Below are 19,534 nucleotides of genomic sequence, written 5' to 3'. Positions count from 1 at the left end.
GTGTTGTCGCTATTGTTGTACTTCTGGTGCTATCCCGATGACGCTGACCTCTCCCCGTAAAGCCCTGCAGCGACGCCTGTGGGCGCTGTTTATGTTCTTCTTCATTCCCGGCCTGCTGATGGCCTCCTGGGCCACGCGCACCCCCGCCATTCGCGATATTTTGTCCGTCTCTACCGCCGAGATGGGCATCGTGCTGTTCGGCCTGTCGATAGGCTCCATGAGCGGCATTCTCTGCTCCGCGTGGCTGGTAAAGCGCTTCGGTACGCGAGCGGTGATCCGCACCACCATGTGCTTTGCCGTGTTCGGGATGGGAATATTAAGCGTGGCGCTGTGGTTTGCCTCGCCGGTGCTGTTCGCCCTGGGCCTGACGGTATTTGGCGGCAGCTTCGGTTCGGCGGAAGTTGCTATCAACGTGGAAGGGGCGGCGGTCGAACGTGAGATGAATAAAACCGTGCTGCCAATGATGCACGGTTTTTACAGCCTCGGCACGCTGGCCGGTGCGGGCGTGGGGATGGCATTGACGGCCACCGGCGTGAGCGCGAATCTGCATATCCTGCTGGCGGCGCTGGTGTGCATCATTCCGATCCTGACCGGCATCCGGGCCATCCCGGACGGCACCGGTAAGAACTCCGCTGACGAACAGCACTCGGCTGAAAAAGGGCTGCCCTTCTACCGCGACTTCCAGCTGATGCTGATCGGCGTGGTGGTGCTGGCGATGGCGTTCGCCGAAGGTTCCGCCAACGACTGGCTGCCGCTGCTGATGGTGGACGGTCACGGCTTTAGCCCGACCTCCGGCTCGCTGATTTACGCCGGGTTTACGCTGGGGATGACCGTCGGGCGCTTCACCGGCGGCTGGTTTATCGACCGCTACAGCCGCGTGGCGGTGGTGCGCGCCAGCGCCCTGCTGGGCGGCCTGGGTATCGCGATGATCATCTTTGTGGATGTGGACTGGATTGCCGGCGTCTCGGTGATCCTCTGGGGGCTGGGCGCGTCCCTCGGCTTCCCGCTGACCATTTCAGCCGCCAGCGATACCGGCCCGGATGCCCCGACGCGCGTCAGCGTGGTGGCAACCACGGGCTATCTCGCCTTCCTGGTCGGGCCGCCGCTGCTCGGCTTCCTCGGCGAGCACTACGGGCTGCGCAGCGCCATGCTGGTGGTGTTAGGGTTGGTCATTATCGCCGCGCTGGTGGCGCGCGCGGTGGCAAAGCCGGAAACAAATCAAACGACACTGGAGAAGGGATATGAGCGTTAAACTGATCGCCGTCGACATGGATGGCACTTTTCTGAGCGATGCCAAGACCTATAATCGGCCGCGCTTTCTGGCGCAGTATGCCCGCATGAAGGCGCAAGGCATTCGCTTCGTGGTCGCCAGCGGCAACCAGTATTACCAGCTGATCTCCTTTTTCCCGGAGATTGCGCATGAAATTGCGTTCGTCGCCGAAAACGGCGGCTGGGTCGTAAGCGAAGGTGAAGATGTTTTTAACGGCGAACTGTCGAAAGCCCATTTCGAGACCGTCGCGAACGTGTTAAACGAGGTTACGGGCATTGAGATTATCGCCTGCGGGAAAAGCAGCGCGTACACGCTGAAATGCTATGACGAGGGCTTTAAGGAGATCGCGGCGAAGTACTATCACCGTCTGGAAATGGTGAGTAATTTCGACAACCTGAACGATATTTTCTTCAAGTTCGGACTCAACGTGTCTGACGATGAAATTCCGCGTATTCAGGCGCTGCTGCATGAAAAGCTGAGTGACATCATGGTCCCCGTCACCACCGGCCACGGCAGTATCGACCTGATCATCCCCGGCGTGCATAAAGCCAACGGCCTGCGGATCCTGCAAAAGCGCTGGGGCATTGACGATAGCGAAGTGGTGGCCTTCGGCGACAGCGGCAACGACGTGGAGATGCTGCGCCAGTCCGGTTTCAGCTTTGCGATGGCGAATGCCAGACCGCATATCAAAGCGGCAGCGCGTTTTGAAGCGCCGCATAATAATGATGAAGGCGTTTTAAACGTGATTGAGAAGGTGTTGAACGGGGAGGCACCGTTTAATTGACCGGTGCGGTCTGGTGCCCTCACCCTAGCCCTCTCCCACAGGGAGAGGGGACTGTTCCGTGCTCGCCAACAGGAAGAGGGAATAAACAGGTTAAGGTTGCAGGGCGTTCCCGACGCGTTTGTCTTTCAGGAACACCACCATCAGGCCAACCCACAGCACGCCGTTGGCGAGGTTAAACAGGCTGAACAGCCCGTTGCCGCCCATCGCGTAGGCATGCTTGCTCACTTCGATACCGACGGTAAAAATCAGCATCTGCAGCATCCCCATCGCAGCTGACACCGTGCCTTTACTCATCTCGCTGGCAAACAGCGTCAGGCGCACCAGCCCGGCGTTGGCCACGCCAATCCCGAAGGCATAAAGACTGAGCCCCGCCGTCATCCACAGGTAGGCGTGGGATGACGCGACGGTAGCCACCGCAGCCAGAATCAGCCCTGCCGCAATCGGCCAGCCGCCCATGATAATCAGCGAACGCACGGTGCGTCGTGACGTCAAACGTGCCAGCACCAGGTTCCCGATAATCAGCGCGCCAAAGATCGGCACCTGCAGCAGGCCATACTCGTAGCTGCTGAGCTTTTCACCGCTGATGATAATGACCGGCGACTGCGCGATCCACGCCAGCAGCGGCAGGCTAACGAACCCGGTCGCCAGCGCGCCCGCCACAAAGCGGCCGTTCTTCAGCACCTCTTTGTAATCCCGACCCAGCTCTTTCAGCGAGAGTTTCTCGCCGATGCGGGTGGCCGTTTCCGGCATCGCCCGGTGCAGGCCAAAGAACGCGAAGGCGGCGAGAACCGCAAAGAGCACAAACATCCCTTCCCACGGCGCAACGTGCACCCACGCGGCACCCACCAGCGGCCCGAGTAAGGGGGCGATCAGCGCCACGTTCGCCATCAGCGCGGTAATTTTGATACACACCGCCTCTTCAAACGACTCCTGAATGGCGGCATATCCCACGGCGCCGATAAAGCACAGGCTCACCCCCTGCAGGAAACGCAGCAGGGTAAATTGTTCAATGTTTTGCGCCAGCAGCGTGGCGAGACAGGTGACGATAAACCACACCACGCCCGTGAGCATTACCGGACGGCGGCCAATACGATCCGACAGCGGCCCTAACAGCCACTGTAAAAACATGCCGCCGGCCAGATAGGCGGTCATGGAGGTCGGCACCCACTCAATACCCGCGTTGTACTGCGCCACAACGGCCAGCATACCGGGCTGGATCATATCGTTGCCGATATAGGTAGAGAATTCGTAGAGCACCAGACACAGAGGGAAAAGCAACGCCTGACGACCCAGACGTGAACCAGAAGAAGAACGGTTTAACATGCAATCTCTTTATAATGACAAAATCGCGACGAGTTTAATGAAATGCCGCAGCCCGAGATAGTGATTTATCGAGGATAAACAGAAATAAAGCACATATCGTCTTCGTTTAAGGTTTCCTTAAGTTGACGCTTCTATGATAGCCCGATTACTCGTCAACGATCCCAAATTATGGCACTCACCTCCAGCCGTTCAGAATTGTCTAACTTACAGACAAATAAGACAAAACGACTTTACCGCTTACCGGGCCGCTTTTATGGTTATCAGCTTTTCGTACTGATCGCCCTTGCCGTGGTGTTTACGTGGCTATCGCGCAGTGAAGCTCTCGACAGATGGATCACCTCCTTTTGGTATGACGCGGCAACGCAGAGCTTTCCGCTACAGAAGGACCACCTGCTGGATCTGCTGAACCACCGCCTGGCGAAGTACATCGCCATCGGCTTAGGTGCCGTGGCGCTGTTTTACGGCGCCTACAAGCGCAACGCAAGGCTGGTCACGGCGGCGCTGCTGATGGGCGTTGGCGCGCTGGTGGTAGGCGTGCTGAAAAGCGTGAGCCATCACAGCTGCCCGTGGGATCTGGTGGAATATGGCGGTAAGGCTATGTCTTATCCCCTGTTCAGCGCCGTCCCTGCTGACAGCGGTCCGGGGCGCTGTTTTCCCGGCGGTCATGCCTCCAGCGGCTTTATGGTGATGGGGCTGTTTTTTGCCTTCAGGCGCGAGCGTCCGCGTCTCGCCTGGTGCTTCGTCGCGCTGGGCGTGGTGTTAGGTCTGGCGATGGGCTACGGCCAGGTCATGCGCGGGGCGCATTTTTTCTCTCACAACCTGTGGGCCGGGTGGTGGGTCTGGTTTTCCCAGGTGGTTGTCTACGGACTTATTTCCACCCGGTTTGCTAAAGAGTGATAACGCTATGTTAGAGAATCTGAATTATCAGCTGTTTTATCTGATCAACGCCACGCCAGCCTCGCCTGAGTGGACGATCGATTTTGCCACCTTTCTGGCAAAAGATCTGATCAGCATCGTGCCTGCACTGGCTGCGATTCTCTGGCTGTGGGGGCCCCGCAGCCAGGTGAAGGCGCAGCGCCAGCTGGTGATTAAAGTGGCGATGGCGCTCGGGGTAAGCGTCCTGGTCAGCTACATTCTCGGCCATGTCTTCCCGCACGATCGTCCTTTTGTTGATCACGTCGGCTATACCTTCCTGCACCACGCGCCGGATGACTCGTTCCCGAGCGATCACGGTACGGTGATCTTCACCTTCGCGCTGGCTTTCCTGTTCTGGCATCGCCTGTGGTCCGGCGCGGTCCTGATGGTGGCGGCCCTGGCAATCGCCTGGTCTCGCGTTTACCTGGGCGTTCACTGGCCGCTGGATATGGTGGGCGGTTTCCTGGTCGGGATGATTGGCTGCGTGAGCGCGGCTATCCTGTGGAGCCTCTTCGGTGAAGCGCTCTACCGCACGCTGTCTTCGCTCTATCGCGCCATTTTCGCTATCCCGATCCGCAAAGGCTGGATACGTGACTAACCCCAACCTGACAGGTTACACTTGAACCCCCGCCCTGCGGGGGTTCACTTTTTTATCCCGAGGAACTATGGAAACACGTCGCGATGACCGCATTGCTCAGCTGCTACAGGCGCTGAAGCGCAGCGATAAGCTGCATCTTAAGGAAGCCGCCAACCTCCTCGGCGTCTCAGAGATGACCATTCGTCGGGATCTGAACAGCGAAAGCGCGCCCGTCGTGCTGCTGGGCGGGTATATTGTGCTTGAGCCGCGTAGCGCCAGCCATTACCTGATCAGCGACCAGAAGACGCGCCTGGTGGAAGAGAAGCGTAAGGCCGCCCGGCTTGCGGCCTCACTGGTACAGCCGCACCAGACGCTGTTTTTTGACTGCGGAACCACCACGCCGTGGATTATCGAAGCTATCGACAGCAGCATCCCTTTTACCGCCGTGTGCTACTCCCTGAACACCTTTCTGGCGCTGCAGGAGAAACCCGAGTGCCGGGTGATCCTCTGCGGCGGCGAGTTTCACGCCAGCAACGCCATCTTTAAGCCGCTTAACCTGCAAGATACGCTCAGCAATCTCTGCCCGGACATTGCGTTTTATTCCGCCGCAGGCGTCAACGTGCGTCAGGGCGCGACCTGCTTTAACCTGGAAGAGCTGCCGGTGAAGCACTGGGCGTTAAGCGCGGCGCAGTATCATGTGCTGGTGGTCGATCACAGCAAGTTTGGCAAGGTGCGTTCGGCAAGAATGGGGGAGCTGGCGCAGTTTGACGCCATCGTCAGCGACTGCCGCCCGGACGACGAGATTGTGGCCCACGCAAAGGCGCAGCAGGTGAAGTTGATGTATTAAGAGGGGTGCAGTCTGATGCCCGCACCCCGGCCCTCTCCCACAGGGAGAGGGAGAAAAAACACAGGCCGGGTAAGCGCAGCGCTACCCGGCAAAAAACTTAGCTGAACCAGCTGCCAAACCACCCGTGGAATTTCATCATCACGAAATCCCACATCCGGCTGAAGAAGCCGCCCTCTTCCACCGCTTCCATCACAATCAGCGGACGCTGTTCAATCGACTTCCCGTTTAGCTGGAAATCAATCGTCCCGACCACCTGGCCTTTTTTCAGCGGAGCCGTGAGCTGCGGGTCGGTCAGGGTATAGCTGGCCTTCAGGTTTTTTAGCTGACCGCGCGGAATGGTCACCGAGCCGCCTTCACCCGCCCCGAGATTGACTTCACTCTTGTCGCCAAACCAGACGCGCTGGCTGACGAACGTGGCATCCGGTTTAATCGGCGTCACGGTCTCATAGAAGCGGAAGCCCCAGGTCAGGAGTTTTTCTGATTCGTTAAAACGGATGCGATCGGTTTTAGTACCCAGCACCACCGAAATCAGGCGCATGTCGCCCTGGGTCGCGGAGGCCACAAGGTTATAGCCTGCGCCCGCCGTGGTGCCGGTTTTCATTCCGTCCACGTTAACGTTGCTGCTCCACAGCAGGCGGTTGCGGTTCGGCTGGCGGATTTTATTGAAGGTAAACTCTTTCTCTTTGTGGATGGCGTATTCATCCGGCACGTCGTGGATCAGCGCTTTCCCCAGCAGCGCCATGTCGCGCGCGGTACTGAACTGTCCCGGTGCATCCAGACCGTGAACCGTTTTGAACGTGGTGTTGGTTAAGCCCAATTTCTGCGCGTAGCCATTCATCAAACCAATGAAAGAATCCTGACTGCCGGCAACGTAATCGGCCAGCGCGATACATGCATCATTTCCCGACTGAATAATTACCCCTTTGTTCAGATCGGAAACGGAGACCTGATCCCCCGGCTTCAGGAACATCACCGAAGAACCCCGCAGCGCCGGGTTGCCGGTCGCCCACGCGTCCTTACCGATGGTCACCATATCGTCCAGCTTGATCTTGCCCGCTTTCAACGCCTGGCCTACCACATAGCTGGTCATGATTTTGGTCAGGCTTGCCGGATCGAGTTTCTCATCCGCATTGCCTTCCGCCAGCACTTTACCGCTGGAATAGTCCATCAGGATCCAGGCGCGCGCATCCACAGGCGGCGCTTCGGGCGCAGCCTGTTCAGCTGCGTAGAGCGTTGGTGCAAACAGGAAAAGGAGCGCAGAGCCTGTCGCAAGGCTGCGCAGAGAAGTCATTTTACGCGTCATAAATGCCACCCGAGTGTCCATTCAAAAATTACGTCACATCACCGTGTCGCAAGAAGCGATGAGTAATAGCGCACTAAAACGGTTAAAGAAACCCAACGAGGGTAAAGTTATTAAAGTTTATGCAATAACATTCAGATACGCTTTGATTCAGACGATTTTTTTGTCTTCTGTTGCGTAATTGTTAGGTTTATCTCACCATGGCGAAAGCTGACCCGGATTCACATCTCATCAGGAGTAAATATGATTACGCTTTGGGGCAGGAACAACTCGACCAACGTTAAGAAAGTGCTCTGGACGCTTGAGGAGCTGGATTTACCGTTCAATCAAATCATGGCCGGCATGTCGTTCGGCGTGAATAAAGAGGCCGACTATCTGGCCATGAACCCGAACGGCCTGGTGCCGCTGCTGCGCGATGATGAAACCGACGCGACGCTTTGGGAATCTAACACCATTGTGCGTTACCTCGCCGCCCAGTACGGTCAAGGGCGTCTGTGGGTAGAAAACCCGGCGCAGCGCGCCCAAGGCGAAAAGTGGATGGACTGGGCGAACCAGACGCTTTCGCCAACCCACCGCGTGATCCTGATGGGACTTATCCGCACGCCGGAAGCCGAACGCGATTATCCCGCGATTCACGCCGCGCAGGATGCCTGCGAAAATCTTTTCGCGATGATGGATGACGAGCTGGCGAAGCACGCCTGGTTCTCCGGCGAGGCGTTCGGCACAGGCGATATCGCCGTGGCGCCGTTCGTCTGGAACCTGACCAATATGGGCCTGAAGTGGACGCCGCGCCCTCACCTGGAGCGCTGGCTTAAACAGCTGAGCGATCGCCCGGCTTACCGCAACGTGGTAATGATCCCGGTCACCTGATTACGCGCCGGACGGGCTGACTTTCAACAGCTGCCCGTCCGTCTCGTCGGTCAGGACATACAGATACCCATCCGGCCCCACCCGCACATCGCGAATACGTTTATCCCGGTCGCCCAGAATTCGCCCGTCCTCCGTTACCTTATTGCCCTCCACGCTCAGCACGATAACGTCCTTTTCCTTCAGCGCGCCGATAAACAGCTTGTTTTTCCACTGCGGGAAGACGTCGCTGTTGTAAAACGCCATACCGCTCACGGCGGGCGAGACTTTCCAGAAGAACAGCGGTTTTTCGGTTCCCTCAACGTGTTCGCCTTTGGCTTCAGGAATTTTCAGACCGCTGTAGTTAATGCCGTGCGTCGCCAGCGGCCAGCCGTAGTTCTTTCCTTTCTCCGGGATGTTGATCTCATCCCCGCCGCGCGGACCGTGCTCGTTCAGCCACAGCGCGTCGCTCCAGGGATTCATCGCCATCCCCTGCGGGTTGCGAATGCCGTAAGACCAGATTTCGGGTCGCGCGCCGGGGGTATTCACAAACGGGTTATCCGGCGGCACTTTTCCGTCTTCGGTGAGGCGCACCACTTTACCCTGCAATTTATCCAGATCCTGCGCCGTCGGGCGCTGGTTGTTCTCGCCGAGTCCGATAAAGAGCGAGCCTTTGCCGTCGAATACCAGCCGCCCGCCAAAATGGTTCCCGGTGGAGAGTTTCGGCATCTGGCGGAACACCACCTGGAAGGTTTCAATGCGCGTAAAATCATCGCTTAACCGGCCATAGCCCACCGCCGTTCCGGCTTTGCCGTCACTTCCTGCTTCGGCGAAGCTCAGCCAGATGCGGCGCGATTTTTCAAAATCCGGGGCGAGGACCACGTCCAGCAATCCTCCCTGACCGTTTGCCCAGACCTTCGGCACGCCGACAATCGGATCGGACAGCCCTTTTCCGGCCTGCCAGCGTTTGAGCTGACCGCCCTTCAGGGTCACCAGCAGGCCTTTATTGTCCGGCAGAAACGCCAGAGACCAGGGATGATCGAGTTTGTTTTGCAGCACCTCGACCTTGACCGCCTCCGGGGCAGCAAGAAGCGAAAACGGAATGAACAGCGCAGGCAGGGAAATTAGCGAGGATCGAGGCATAACGCGCTCCTTTATCGGCATATGGCATAAAGGTTAGCCACTGCATCCGGACGCGTTACCACTTTTACAAAAGCTTAATCAGAAGGGGGAGTTACCTCCCCCTGGGTCAGTGCTGTTCAAGCTTCTCGTGCTCGTTCAGGCACATGATGCATAGAGAGAGCGTGGTCAGGCAGTTTTCAAGCTTCTCCGCGTTAACAGCGATAAAATTCGGGCAGTCGTGGCGTCCGTTCATCAGACATACCCCAGCGATGGAAAGCACCTCAGCGGCGCGGCGCAGGGCGATCAGCTCACTTTCGCCGTATTTCGCCTTCAGGGTCGGTGCTTTTTCACGCATGAAATTGCAAAGTTCAAACAGGTTATCACGCAGATGTTCGCTTTCGCTGACTGACATATACCCTTTTGCCTTCCTCAACTGCAGGTACGCGGCCAGGTCGATTCGGGCGTTGATCAGCTTGGTAAGCAGATCGCGTTTAAGTCTGTCAACGGTCATGCTCTTTCCTCCTCTGTCAGCCATTGTGCATAGTCAGGATAAGTACATTTTTTGTACAGTTTAATGCCTGGGATCAATTTTTATTAACTGATTAACATTATTTACAATGTTACAACGTCCGCCCGGCGCATCCGCCTTGCAAAGAGTGTATAAATCCCCCGCGATACGCTGTAAAATCCCGCCCTGATAACTCCATAATTGATGAATTTTTAACCTATGAGCAATGTTACGCACCAGCCGAAAATCGGCTTCGTCTCCCTGGGCTGCCCGAAAAACCTCGTGGATTCCGAACGCATCCTGACCGAACTGCGCACCGAGGGCTATGACGTGGTGCCAAGCTACGACAACGCCGATATGGTGATCGTGAACACCTGCGGGTTTATCGACAGCGCGGTTCAGGAATCACTGGAAGCCATCGGTGAGGCCCTGACGGAAAACGGTAAAGTGATTGTTACCGGCTGTCTGGGCGCGAAAGAAGACCAGATCCGCGAAGTGCACCCGAAGGTGCTGGAGATCACCGGCCCGCACAGCTACGAGCAGGTGCTGGAACATGTTCATCACTACGTGCCAAAACCAAAGCACAACCCGTTCCTGAGCCTGGTGCCGGAGCAGGGCGTTAAGCTGACGCCGCGCCACTACGCGTACCTGAAAATTTCCGAAGGCTGCAACCATCGCTGCACCTTCTGCATTATCCCGTCCATGCGTGGCGATCTGGTGAGCCGTCCGATTGGCGAAGTGCTGGCGGAAGCTAAACGTCTGGCCGACGCGGGCGTGAAGGAGCTGCTGGTCATCTCCCAGGACACTTCGGCTTACGGGGTGGACGTTAAACACCGCTCCGGTTTCCACAACGGCGAGCCGGTGAAAACCAGCATGGTCGGCCTGTGCGAGCAGCTGTCTAAACTCGGTATCTGGACGCGTCTGCACTACGTCTATCCGTACCCGCACGTTGACGACGTGATCCCGCTGATGGCGGAAGGCAAAATTCTGCCGTACCTGGATATCCCGCTGCAGCACGCCAGCCCGCGTATCCTGAAGCTGATGAAGCGCCCTGGCTCCGTTGATCGCCAGCTGGCGCGCATCAAGCAGTGGCGTGAAATCTGCCCGGATCTGACCCTGCGCTCCACCTTCATCGTCGGCTTCCCGGGTGAAACCGAAGAAGACTTCCAGATGCTGCTCGACTTCCTGAAAGAAGCGCGTCTGGACCGCGTAGGCTGCTTCAAGTACAGCCCGGTAGAAGGCGCAACCGCCAACGAGCTGGCGGACCAGGTGCCGGAAGAGGTGAAAGAAGAGCGCTGGAACCGCTTCATGCAGCTGCAGCAGCAGATCTCTGCCGAGCGTCTGCAGGAAAAAGTGGGCCGCGAGATCATGGTGATCGTTGACGAAGTGGACGAAGAAGGCGCGATTGGCCGCAGCATGGCGGACGCCCCTGAGATCGACGGCGCGGTGTACCTGAACGGCGAAACCAACGTCAAACCGGGTGATATTATTCGCGTGAAGGTTGAAAACGCGGACGAGTATGACCTGTGGGGTAGCCGGGTTTAATCTTCCTGCTCCTCTTTTGTAGGCCGGGTAAGGCGTAGCCTCCACCCGGCACATTTCACTGCGCTATCCCTTAATCCTCGGATCCAGCGCGTCGCGCAGACCGTCACCCAGCAGGTTAAACGCCAGCACGGTCAGAAAAATCGCCAGGCTCGGGAAGATCGCCACGTGCGGTGCAATCACCATATCCGCCCTCGCCTCGTTCAGCATCGCGCCCCACTCCGGCGTTGGAGGCTGAGCCCCCAACCCTAAAAACGACAGGCTGGCCGCCGAGATAATCGACACGCCGATGCGCATGGTGAAATAGACCACGATGGACGACACCGTACCCGGCAGAATATGGCTGAACAGGATGGTGGCGTCGCTGGCCCCCATGCTGCGGGCAGATTCTATAAAGGTCTGCTGTTTCAGCACCAGCGTGTTGCCGCGCACCAGGCGCGCAAACGCCGGAATCGAAAACACCGCGACCGCTATGATGACGTTGGCCATGCCGCTGCCCATGATCGCCACCACGGCAATCGCCAGCAGAATGCCGGGAAAAGCAAACAGCACGTCGCAGATGCGCATGATGATGCGGTCCCACCAGCCTTCGTAATATCCGGCAACGAGCCCCAGCACGGTACCGATAGCCGCGCCGATCAGCACCGCGAACACCCCGGCGGCAAGCGAGATTTGCGCCCCGACCAGCACGCGGCTAAAGATATCGCGCCCGAGGGAGTCCACGCCGAACCAGTGCAGCATCGACGGTCCGTCGTTCAGACGGTCGTAGTCAAAATAGTTTTCCGCATCAAATGGCGCCACCCACGGCGCAATCACCGCCACTGCAATAAGCAGCAGCACAAACAGCCCCGCGGTCATCGCGACCGGCTGACGGCGAAAACGCCGCCAGAATTCAGACCACGGGGTGCGGACGTGGTCCGGTTTTAGCCCCGGCATCGCGTTTAAAACGGCCTGACGTCGCCAGTTCAACAATCGCATCTTACTTATACCTGATGGCCGGGTTAATGGCGGCGTAGAGCACGTCCACCACTAAGTTGATAAGAATAAACTCCAGCGAAAAAAGCAGGACTTCCGCCTGGATCACCGGGTAGTCGCGCATCTCGACGGAATCGACCAGCAGGCGTCCCAGCCCCGGCCAGTTGAAGACCTTTTCCACGACGATCGAGCCGCCGAGTAGGAAGCCAAACTGCAGCCCCATCATCGTCACCACCGGGATCATCGCATTGCGAAACCCGTGCTTGAGAATGACCCACTTCTCGCTGACCCCTTTCGCCCGCGCGGTGCGAATATAATCTTCGCTCAGCACGTCAACGAACGAGGCGCGGGTAAAGCGCGCCATTACCGCCGAAACGGCAGCCCCCAGCGTCATGGAAGGCAGGATGTAATGCTTCCAGGTATCGGCCCCGACGGTCGGCAGCCAGCCCAGTTCGACGGAGAAGATCTGCATCAGCAGCATTCCCAGCGCGAACGCCGGGAAGGAGATGCCGGTCACCGCCAGCGCCATGCCGAGCTTGTCCGGCCAGCGGTTGCGCCAGACGGCCGCGATAATCCCGGCGCCAAGCCCAAACACGACCGCCCAGCTCATGCTGGCTATCGTTAACCAGAATGTCGGCATAAATCGACTGGCAATCTCCTCCGACACCGGACGGCGCGACACCATCGAAATACCAAAATCGCCCTGCAGAACGTTACAGATATAGTGGATAAACTGCATATACAGCGGCTGGTCGAGGCCAAGCTGCTTACGCACCAGGTCAATAACGGTGGCATCCGCCTCAGGGCCGGCAACCAGACGCGCCGGATCGCCCGGCAGCATATGGACAAACAAAAACACCAGGACCGCCACAATCAGCAGCGTCGGGATAAGCCCCAGCAGGCGTTTACAAACGTAATTCAGCATGAGGTTTATTTTAAATCCGCGTCGTCAAAGCTAAAGCCCGTGTCCGGCATGATGTAAAACCCGGTCAACGCTTTGTTATGGGCTGACACCAGTTTCTCAACCACCAGCGGCACCCACGGTGACTCTTTCCAGATAATATCCTGCGCGTCTTTGTAGAGGCGCGCCTTCTCTTCCGGTTTGGTGGTTTTCAGGGCATCGGCCAGGTCTTTGTCCACCTGCGGGTTGCTGTAAAACGCGGTGTTGAACAGGGTTGGCGGCCAGTTCTGCGAGGCAAACAGCGGCGACAGCGCCCAGTCGGCTTCACCGGTCGAGGCCGTCCAGCCGGTATAGAACATCCGCACGCCGCTCTCTTTCTGCCCTTTCCCCTCCACTTCTGCAGCACGCTGTCCGGCATCCATCGCGGTCACCTGTACCTTGATACCCACCTGCGCCAGCTGCTGTTGGGTAAACTGCAGCACCTTCTGGGCGGTACTGTGATTATGCGAGGACCACAGCGTGGTGCTGAAACCGTTCGGGAAGCCCGCCTCTTTCAGCAGCTCGCGCGCTTTAGCCGGATCGTACGGCCACGGCTGATAGCTTTGCGCATAGGCGATCGCCGGCGGCAGCACGCCGGTGGCCGGAGTGGCATATCCGGCGAAGGCGACCTTCACCAGCGCCTGACGGTTAATGGCGTAGTTGATGGCTTCACGCACCTTCGGATTATCGAACGGCTTTTGCGTGACGTTCATGCTGATGTAGCGCTGCATGATCGACGGGCTGGCGACCAGCTCCAGCTTGCTGTTTTTCTGCAAAATGGCGGCCTGCTCATACGGGATCGGGAAGGCAAACTGCGCCTCGCCGGTTTGCAGCATCGCCGCGCGGGTGTTGTTGTCCACCACCGGACGCCAGGTGATAGTGTCGAGCTTCGGCAGCCCCTGCTGCCAGTATCCGGCGAATTTCTTCACCTTCACAAAATCGGTCTGGTTCCAGGTAAGCAGTTCATAAGGGCCGGTGCCAACAGGGTGGAAGCCGATCTCCTTGCCGTATTTTTTCAGCGCGGCAGGGGAAATCATCGCCGTCGCCGGATGCGCCAGAATATTGATAAACGCGGAGAACGGCTCTTTCAGGGTGATTTTTACCGTCGTCGGGTCAACCACCTCGGTTTTGGCGATGTTTTTATAGAGGTTATAACGCTTGAGGCTGTTTTCAGGATTGCTGGCGCGGTCGAGGTTTACCTTGACCGCCTCCGCATTGAAGTCGGTGCCGTCCTGGAACTTCACCCCAGTTTTGAGCTTAATGGTGTACACCAGCCCGTCATCCGAAACGGTGTACCCCTCCGCCAGCACGTTTTTGAGCTTCATCTCTTTATCGAGGCCAAACAGGCCCTGATAGAACGATTTCGCCACCGCCTGAGAGAGCGTGTCGTTAGCGTCATACGGATCGAGCGTGGTGAAATTCGAGCCGACGGCAACCACCACGTCTTTGGCAGCGAACGCGGGGGCAGCGGCCAGGGCTGCCGTCACGCTCGCGGCTAACAACCATCTACGCGCTACAAATGTAACCATTGTGTTCTCCTGCCTGTTGTAAGTTATAACCGCGAAAAAGCGTTGTCCTGACGCGGGGGAGCGACGAAATGACCCGGCTCGACCTCGCGCAGCGTCACGCGCTCCACGGCCTCGCCGCGTTTATGAATATTGCCCGGCATTTCATCCTGCAGCAGCACGCGCTGGCCGTGACGATGCGCGGGATCGGCTACAGGGACCGCCGCGATAAGCTTGCGGGTGTACGGATGCTGCGGGTTTTCAAACACCGCCCTTCGCGGACCAATCTCCACGATCTGCCCCATAAACATCACCGCCACGCGATGGCTGATGCGCTCGACCACCGCCATATCGTGCGAGATAAACAGGAAGGCAATGCCCATATCCCGCTGTAAATCCAGCAGTAAGTTGATGATTTGCGCCCGGATAGAGACATCCAGCGCCGAGACGGACTCATCGGCAATCACCACTTTCGGGTTCAGCGCCAGAGCGCGGGCGATGCAGATACGCTGTCGCTGTCCGCCGGAAAACTCGTGCGGATAACGCCAGGCGTGCTCCGGCTTCAGGCCGACGCGCTCCAGCAGCCAGGCCACGCGGCGCTGGGCCGCTTCGCCGTCGAGCAGGTTATGCACCCGCAGCGGCTCCATGATCGAATACCCCACCGTATGGCGCGGATCGAGGGAGGCATACGGATCCTGGAAAATAAACTGAATATCCCGCCGCACCGCCTGCAGCCTGCTGTCCGGAAGGGTATCAATGCGCTCACCGTTAAAGGTGATGCTGCCTTCCTGAGATTCCACCAGACGGAGCAACGCGCGCCCGGTGGTGGATTTACCGCAGCCGGACTCCCCCACCAGCGCCAGCGTTTCGCCCGGCCAGAGATCGAAGCTGACGTTTTCCACCGCGTGCACTTCGCGCTTAACGCGGTTCAGTATGCCGCTGCGCAGCGGAAAACGGGTGACCAGATCGCGCACTTCCAGAATGGGCTTGCCCGGCACCACGGTGTCCTGCTCGCGCTCATCCTCCTGCTGCTCAGATGCCTCAAGAGAAATCAGGGGGAAGCGGCGCGGCAAATCGCTGCCGTTCATCGCCCCCAGGCGCGGAACCGCCGCCAGCAGCGCTTTGGTGTAAGGATGAACCGGCGCGTGAAAAATCTGCTCGACCGGGCCGGTTTCCACCGCGCTGCCTTTGTGCATCACCAGCACCCGATCGGCGATATCGGCGACTACGCCCATATCGTGGGTGATGAAAATCACCCCCATCTCCATCTCCTGCTGCAGCACTTTGATGAGCTGCAGGATCTGCGCCTGAATCGTCACGTCCAGCGCCGTCGTCGGTTCATCGGCAATCAGCACCGCCGGACGGCACGAGAGCGCCATGGCAATCATCACCCGCTGACGCATGCCGCCGGAAAGCTGATGCGGATAGCGGCCCAGAATGGCCTGCGCCTCCGGAATGCGCACCAGCTCCAGCATCCGCCGGGCCTCTTTGAGCGCTTCATCGCCGCTCAGCCCCTGATGCAGGCGGATAGACTCGGCAATTTGCTCCCCGACCGGGAACACCGGGTTCAGAGAGGTCATCGGCTCCTGGAAGATCATCGCAATATCCGCCCCGCGCACGCCCTGCATCTGCGCGCCGCTCAGCTCATTTAAATCAATGACCTGACGGTTACGGCGGCGCAGGAGCATTTTCTCGCTGCTGATTTGCCCGCCCGTCTGTTCCAGCAGGCGCATCAGCGCCAGCGCGGTGACCGATTTCCCGGAACCGGATTCGCCAACAATCGCCAGCGTCTCGCCGCGCCTGAGCGTGAACGATAAATTCTGTACTGCGGGGAAGAACTGCCGCTCTTCCTGAAACGCAATATTCAGCTGATGGACAGCCAATACTTCGCGGTTGTCCAGCTCTTCACTGTGCGGCACGCGCTGCCCCCTTATTCACGATAGATGCCCGTGCTCGGCTCATCACCGGCATAGCCCCAGGCGCGATACATGCCTTCGCTGTTGAACGGCAGAGCCACGTTGCCCTCACGATCCACCGCAATGAGCCCGCCGACGCCGCCCAGGGCGGGCAGTTTTTCCATAACCACGCGCTCGCAGGCCTCGCTCAAGCTTAAGCCGCCGTAATCCATCAGCGCGGTAATGTCATAGGCCGCAAGGGCGCGGATAAACACTTCCCCAGTTCCGGTACACGACACCGCCGCCGTCGCGTTATTGGCATAGCAGCCCGCGCCGGGCAGCGGGCTGTCGCCGACGCGCCCGGGCAGCTTGTTGGTCATTCCGCCCGTGGAAGTTGCCGCCGCGAGGTTTCCGGCTTTATCGAGCGCCACCGCGCCGACCGTGCCCATTTTGGTGGTTTCATCCAGCGGCGCTGTATGGTCAAGCTGCGTCATGCCCGCCGAACGGGCCTCCAGCAGCTGCTGGTAGCGCTCCTCCGTGGAAAACAGATCCGGCGATACCGGTTCCATCCCGTGCTCGAAGGCAAACGCCTCCGCCCCGGCCCCCGTCAGCAGCACGTGCGGACTCGCCTCCATCACCAGACGCGCCGCCAGCACCGGATTACGCAGATGGCTCACGCCCGCCACGGCGCCCGCTTTCAGGGTGACGCCGTCCATCACGCAGGCATCAAGCTCGTGCGTTTCATCCCGGGTAAAGACCGAACCGATCCCCGCATTAAATAACGGACACTCTTCCAGCAGGCGCACCGCCTCGGTGACCACGTCCAGCGCGCTTTCGCCCGCTTCCAGCATTTTCTGGCCCGTTTCCACAATGGCGTACAGCGCGTCGATATAGCGCTTTTCCTGCTCGGGACTGAGCTGTGCTCGGGTGATTGCCCCGGCGCCACCATGAATTGCGATTACCGCATTAACCATTCGCATCACCCGTTAGCCTGATTTGCGGCTTTTTCTATAAATATCATTATCGTCGATGAAACTTCAGATGATTTTTGAATATAGAAAGACGTAACTGTGATGTAAAGCGTACACCCATCGGGTCATACAGTTAGCCGCACTTTTCTGCCATAATGAGCGCTTTCGTTGTTACTCCGCAGGAGCCCACCATGGATTTTACCGCCGGACTGATGCCGCTTGAGACGGCACTCACGCAGATGCTTGACCGAGTTTCCCCGCTGCATGACGTTGAGACGCTGCCCCTCGTGCGCTGTTTTGGCCGTATTGCCGCGCGCGATATCGTCTCTCCGCTCAACGTGCCGGGGTTTGATAATTCCGCGATGGACGGTTACGCGGTACGCCTAGCGGATCTCCAGGCGGGTAACGCCCTGCCGGTGGCGGGTAAAGCCTTTGCGGGCCAGCCGTTTAGCGGTGAATGGCCTGCGGGCACCTGCGTGCGCATCATGACCGGCGCGCCGGTTCCGGCCGGCTGCGACGCCGTTGTGATGCAGGAAGAGACAGAACAGACCGACGGCGGCGTGCGTTTTACCGCCAGCGTCAAAGCGGGCCAGAACATCCGCCGCACGGGCGAAGATATCACCCTTGGTGCGACGGTCTTTTCTGCCGGGCAGAAGCTGACGGCAGGTGAGCTGCCGGTGCTGGCGTCGCTCGGCGTGGCTGAAATCGACGTTATCCGTAAAGTGCGCGTTGCCGTTTTCTCCACCGGTGACGAGCTGCAGCTTCCGGGCCAGCCGCTGCAGGACGGTCAGATTTACGACACCAACCGCCTGGCGGTACACCTGATGCTGGAGCAGCTGGGCTGCGAGGTGATTAACCTCGGCATTATTCCTGACGATCCGGAAAAACTGCGCGCCGCGTTTATCGAGGCGGATAACGCCGCCGACGTGGTCATCAGCTCCGGCGGCGTCTCCGTGGGCGAAGCGGATTACACCAAAACCATCCTTGAAGAGCTGGGGGAAATCGCCTTCTGGAAGCTGGCCATCAAGCCTGGAAAACCGTTCGCGTTTGGCAAGCTCACTCACGGCTGGTTCTGCGGCCTGCCGGGTAATCCGGTCTCGGCGGCACTCACCTTCTACCAGCTGGTGATCCCGCTGCTGGCGAAGCTTTCCGGCAACAGCGCCAGCCCGCTGCCGGAACGCCAGCGCGTGCGCGCCGCCACGCGCCTGAAAAAATCGCCGGGTCGTCTCGATTTCCAGCGCGGCATTCTGGCGCGCAACGCGGACGGCGAGCTGGAAGTGAGCACCACCGGGCACCAGGGCTCACACATTTTCAGCTCCTTCAGCCAGGGCAACTGCTTTATCGTCCTGGAGCGCGAGCGCGGCAATGTGGAAGCAGGCGAGTGGGTTGAGATCGAGCGTTTTAACCACCTGTTCGGAGGCTGACATGACGGTGGAGCTGAGCGACCCGGAGATGATGCGCTACAACCGCCAGATTGTGCTGCGCGGGTTTGATTTCGAAGGCCAGGAAGCGCTTAAGGCAGCAAGCGTGCTGGTTGTTGGGCTCGGCGGTCTTGGCTGCTCCGCCGCGCAGTATCTTGCGGCGGCGGGCGTGGGCAGGATGACGCTGCTGGATTTCGATACCGTGTCGGTGTCAAATCTCCAGCGCCAGACGCTGCACAGCGACGCGACGGTTGGCCAGCCGAAAGTGGACTCTGCCCGCTCGGCGCTGGCGCGCATCAACCCCAACGTTCAGTTCACCCTGATTGACGCGATGCTGGATAACGGCGCACTGTCGGCGCAGATTGCGCAGCATGACCTGGTGCTGGACTGCACCGATAACGTCGCCGTCCGTAACCAGCTGAACGCAGGCTGTTTTGCCCACAAAATCCCGCTGGTCTCCGGCGCGGCGATCCGCATGGAAGGGCAAATCAGCGTCTTCACGTACGCGGAAGGCGAACCCTGCTACCGCTGCCTGAGCCGCCTGTTCGGCGAGAACGCGCTGACCTGCGTTGAGGCGGGCGTGATGGCGCCGCTCGTCGGCGTGATTGGCTCCCTGCAGGCGATGGAAGCGATCAAAGTGCTGGCGCGCTACGGCACGCCTGCGGCGGGGAAAATCGTGATGTATGACGCGATGACCTGCCAGTTCCGCGAGATGAAGCTGATGCGTAACCCGGGGTGTGAGGTTTGCGGAGGTTAAAGCAAACGGCAACCTTCAGGTTGCCGTTTTAGTGTT

General features: G+C 58.9%; 18 protein-coding genes. 9 read left to right on the top strand and 9 right to left on the bottom strand.

Annotated features, from left to right (window positions below):
- Positions 1 to 37 precede the first annotated feature (37 nt).
- Together ACOTZC_RS00555 and ACOTZC_RS00550 are read left to right on the top strand one after the other, a co-directional pair.
- On the top strand, positions 38 to 1,252 hold the full coding sequence (locus tag ACOTZC_RS00555) for an MFS transporter (RefSeq protein WP_023310922.1): 1,215 nt from the start codon (positions 38 to 40) through the stop codon (positions 1,250 to 1,252).
- Positions 1,242 to 2,054, top strand: coding sequence for a Cof-type HAD-IIB family hydrolase (locus ACOTZC_RS00550; protein ID WP_045403703.1), 813 nt, complete (start codon positions 1,242 to 1,244; stop codon positions 2,052 to 2,054). The genes ACOTZC_RS00555 and ACOTZC_RS00550 overlap by 11 nt, the downstream gene beginning before the upstream one ends.
- A 90-nt stretch (positions 2,055 to 2,144) precedes the next feature.
- On the opposite strand, the gene ACOTZC_RS00545 is transcribed toward ACOTZC_RS00550, so the two are convergent.
- Positions 2,145 to 3,377 (bottom strand): MFS transporter, encoded by a 1,233-nt coding sequence (locus ACOTZC_RS00545; protein ID WP_045355703.1) that lies wholly within the window; start codon positions 3,375 to 3,377, stop codon positions 2,145 to 2,147.
- Positions 3,378 to 3,545: 168 nt separating this feature from the next.
- Here ACOTZC_RS00545 and ACOTZC_RS00540 point away from each other — a divergent pair, with 168 nt between their 5' ends.
- The 3 genes from ACOTZC_RS00540 to deoR all read left to right on the top strand — a co-directional run bounded on the left by ACOTZC_RS00540 (position 3,546) and on the right by deoR (position 5,716).
- On the top strand, positions 3,546 to 4,274 hold the full coding sequence (locus tag ACOTZC_RS00540; RefSeq protein WP_421635540.1) for a phosphatase PAP2 family protein: 729 nt from the start codon (positions 3,546 to 3,548) through the stop codon (positions 4,272 to 4,274).
- Positions 4,275 to 4,281: 7 nt separating this feature from the next.
- Positions 4,282 to 4,890 (top strand): undecaprenyl-diphosphate phosphatase, encoded by a 609-nt coding sequence (gene ybjG / locus ACOTZC_RS00535; protein WP_023310918.1) that lies wholly within the window; start codon positions 4,282 to 4,284, stop codon positions 4,888 to 4,890.
- A 67-nt stretch (positions 4,891 to 4,957) separates the two neighbouring features.
- Positions 4,958 to 5,716 (top strand): DNA-binding transcriptional repressor DeoR, encoded by a 759-nt coding sequence (deoR, locus tag ACOTZC_RS00530; protein WP_008503427.1) that lies wholly within the window; start codon positions 4,958 to 4,960, stop codon positions 5,714 to 5,716.
- A 97-nt stretch (positions 5,717 to 5,813) separates the two neighbouring features.
- Here deoR and dacC read toward each other — a convergent pair whose 3' ends face one another.
- Positions 5,814 to 7,019 (bottom strand): serine-type D-Ala-D-Ala carboxypeptidase, encoded by a 1,206-nt coding sequence (gene dacC / locus ACOTZC_RS00525; protein WP_023310917.1) that lies wholly within the window; start codon positions 7,017 to 7,019, stop codon positions 5,814 to 5,816.
- Between the two features lie 240 nt (positions 7,020 to 7,259).
- Between dacC and ACOTZC_RS00520 the strand changes: the two genes are divergently transcribed.
- Entirely contained in the window at positions 7,260 to 7,886 is a 627-nt protein-coding gene (locus ACOTZC_RS00520) for a glutathione S-transferase family protein (protein ID WP_045403705.1), read from the top strand.
- Here the strand turns inward: ACOTZC_RS00520 and ACOTZC_RS00515 are convergent, their stop codons facing one another.
- Both ACOTZC_RS00515 and bssR read right to left on the bottom strand, forming a co-directional pair.
- Entirely contained in the window at positions 7,887 to 9,005 is a 1,119-nt protein-coding gene (locus ACOTZC_RS00515) for a PQQ-dependent sugar dehydrogenase (RefSeq protein ID WP_163353610.1), read from the bottom strand.
- Positions 9,006 to 9,111: 106 nt separating this feature from the next.
- Entirely contained in the window at positions 9,112 to 9,495 is a 384-nt protein-coding gene (gene bssR / locus ACOTZC_RS00510) for a biofilm formation regulator BssR (RefSeq protein WP_045355708.1), read from the bottom strand.
- 216 nt (positions 9,496 to 9,711) lie between these two features.
- Between bssR and rimO the strand changes: the two genes are divergently transcribed.
- Positions 9,712 to 11,037, top strand: coding sequence for a 30S ribosomal protein S12 methylthiotransferase RimO (gene rimO, locus ACOTZC_RS00505; RefSeq protein ID WP_023310913.1), 1,326 nt, complete (start codon positions 9,712 to 9,714; stop codon positions 11,035 to 11,037).
- 63 nt (positions 11,038 to 11,100) lie between these two features.
- Here rimO and gsiD read toward each other — a convergent pair whose 3' ends face one another.
- Genes gsiD through iaaA form a run of 5 tightly spaced genes read right to left on the bottom strand, consistent with a single transcriptional unit; the run spans position 11,101 to position 17,323 of the window.
- A complete protein-coding gene (gene gsiD / locus ACOTZC_RS00500; RefSeq protein WP_024908682.1) occupies positions 11,101 to 12,012 on the bottom strand; it encodes a glutathione ABC transporter permease GsiD in 912 nt (303 codons plus the stop codon).
- Position 12,013: 1 nt separating this feature from the next.
- Entirely contained in the window at positions 12,014 to 12,934 is a 921-nt protein-coding gene (gene gsiC, locus ACOTZC_RS00495) for a glutathione ABC transporter permease GsiC (RefSeq protein WP_023310911.1), read from the bottom strand.
- 5 nt (positions 12,935 to 12,939) lie between these two features.
- Positions 12,940 to 14,478 carry a glutathione ABC transporter substrate-binding protein GsiB gene (gene gsiB / locus ACOTZC_RS00490; RefSeq protein WP_047173474.1) on the bottom strand — a complete coding sequence of 513 codons (1,539 nt, stop codon included), beginning with the start codon at positions 14,476 to 14,478 and terminating at the stop codon, positions 12,940 to 12,942.
- Positions 14,479 to 14,501: 23 nt separating this feature from the next.
- A complete protein-coding gene (gsiA, locus tag ACOTZC_RS00485) occupies positions 14,502 to 16,373 on the bottom strand; it encodes a glutathione ABC transporter ATP-binding protein GsiA (protein WP_163353608.1) in 1,872 nt (623 codons plus the stop codon).
- Positions 16,374 to 16,384: 11 nt separating this feature from the next.
- Positions 16,385 to 17,323 (bottom strand): beta-aspartyl-peptidase, encoded by a 939-nt coding sequence (gene iaaA / locus ACOTZC_RS00480; RefSeq protein ID WP_059446370.1) that lies wholly within the window; start codon positions 17,321 to 17,323, stop codon positions 16,385 to 16,387.
- Between the two features lie 188 nt (positions 17,324 to 17,511).
- Between iaaA and moeA the strand changes: the two genes are divergently transcribed.
- Both moeA and moeB read left to right on the top strand, forming a co-directional pair.
- On the top strand, positions 17,512 to 18,744 hold the full coding sequence (moeA, locus tag ACOTZC_RS00475) for a molybdopterin molybdotransferase MoeA (RefSeq protein WP_163353607.1): 1,233 nt from the start codon (positions 17,512 to 17,514) through the stop codon (positions 18,742 to 18,744).
- A 1-nt stretch (position 18,745) separates the two neighbouring features.
- On the top strand, positions 18,746 to 19,498 hold the full coding sequence (gene moeB, locus ACOTZC_RS00470; protein WP_047173471.1) for a molybdopterin-synthase adenylyltransferase MoeB: 753 nt from the start codon (positions 18,746 to 18,748) through the stop codon (positions 19,496 to 19,498).
- Positions 19,499 to 19,534: the final 36 nt, after the last annotated feature.

The organism is Enterobacter cloacae complex sp. SHL009, assembly GCF_049237205.1.
Taxonomy (GTDB): Bacteria; Pseudomonadota; Gammaproteobacteria; order Enterobacterales; family Enterobacteriaceae; genus Enterobacter; species Enterobacter cloacae_M.
The sequence above is the reverse complement of the archived record's forward strand: the minus strand, read 5'-3'. Positions and strand labels throughout refer to the sequence as shown.

Bases quoted from the DNA above. Each gene is read 5' to 3' on its own strand.
- moeB (WP_047173471.1), top strand. From the start codon at position 18,746: ATGACGGTGGAGCTGAGCGACCCGGAGATGATGCGCTACAACCGCCAG.
- ybjG (WP_023310918.1), top strand. From the start codon at position 4,282: ATGTTAGAGAATCTGAATTATCAGCTGTTTTATCTGATCAACGCCACG.
- ACOTZC_RS00550 (WP_045403703.1), top strand. From the start codon at position 1,242: ATGAGCGTTAAACTGATCGCCGTCGACATGGATGGCACTTTTCTGAGC.
- ACOTZC_RS00520 (WP_045403705.1), top strand. From the start codon at position 7,260: ATGATTACGCTTTGGGGCAGGAACAACTCGACCAACGTTAAGAAAGTG.
- bssR (WP_045355708.1), bottom strand. From the start codon at position 9,495: ATGACCGTTGACAGACTTAAACGCGATCTGCTTACCAAGCTGATCAAC.
- moeA (WP_163353607.1), top strand. From the start codon at position 17,512: ATGGATTTTACCGCCGGACTGATGCCGCTTGAGACGGCACTCACGCAG.
- ACOTZC_RS00515 (WP_163353610.1), bottom strand. From the start codon at position 9,005: ATGCCTCGATCCTCGCTAATTTCCCTGCCTGCGCTGTTCATTCCGTTT.
- iaaA (WP_059446370.1), bottom strand. From the start codon at position 17,323: ATGGTTAATGCGGTAATCGCAATTCATGGTGGCGCCGGGGCAATCACC.
- deoR (WP_008503427.1), top strand. From the start codon at position 4,958: ATGGAAACACGTCGCGATGACCGCATTGCTCAGCTGCTACAGGCGCTG.
- gsiB (WP_047173474.1), bottom strand. From the start codon at position 14,478: ATGGTTACATTTGTAGCGCGTAGATGGTTGTTAGCCGCGAGCGTGACG.
- gsiC (WP_023310911.1), bottom strand. From the start codon at position 12,934: ATGCTGAATTACGTTTGTAAACGCCTGCTGGGGCTTATCCCGACGCTG.
- dacC (WP_023310917.1), bottom strand. From the start codon at position 7,019: ATGACGCGTAAAATGACTTCTCTGCGCAGCCTTGCGACAGGCTCTGCG.
- ACOTZC_RS00555 (WP_023310922.1), top strand. From the start codon at position 38: ATGACGCTGACCTCTCCCCGTAAAGCCCTGCAGCGACGCCTGTGGGCG.
- ACOTZC_RS00545 (WP_045355703.1), bottom strand. From the start codon at position 3,377: ATGTTAAACCGTTCTTCTTCTGGTTCACGTCTGGGTCGTCAGGCGTTG.
- rimO (WP_023310913.1), top strand. From the start codon at position 9,712: ATGAGCAATGTTACGCACCAGCCGAAAATCGGCTTCGTCTCCCTGGGC.
- ACOTZC_RS00540 (WP_421635540.1), top strand. From the start codon at position 3,546: ATGGCACTCACCTCCAGCCGTTCAGAATTGTCTAACTTACAGACAAAT.
- gsiD (WP_024908682.1), bottom strand. From the start codon at position 12,012: ATGCGATTGTTGAACTGGCGACGTCAGGCCGTTTTAAACGCGATGCCG.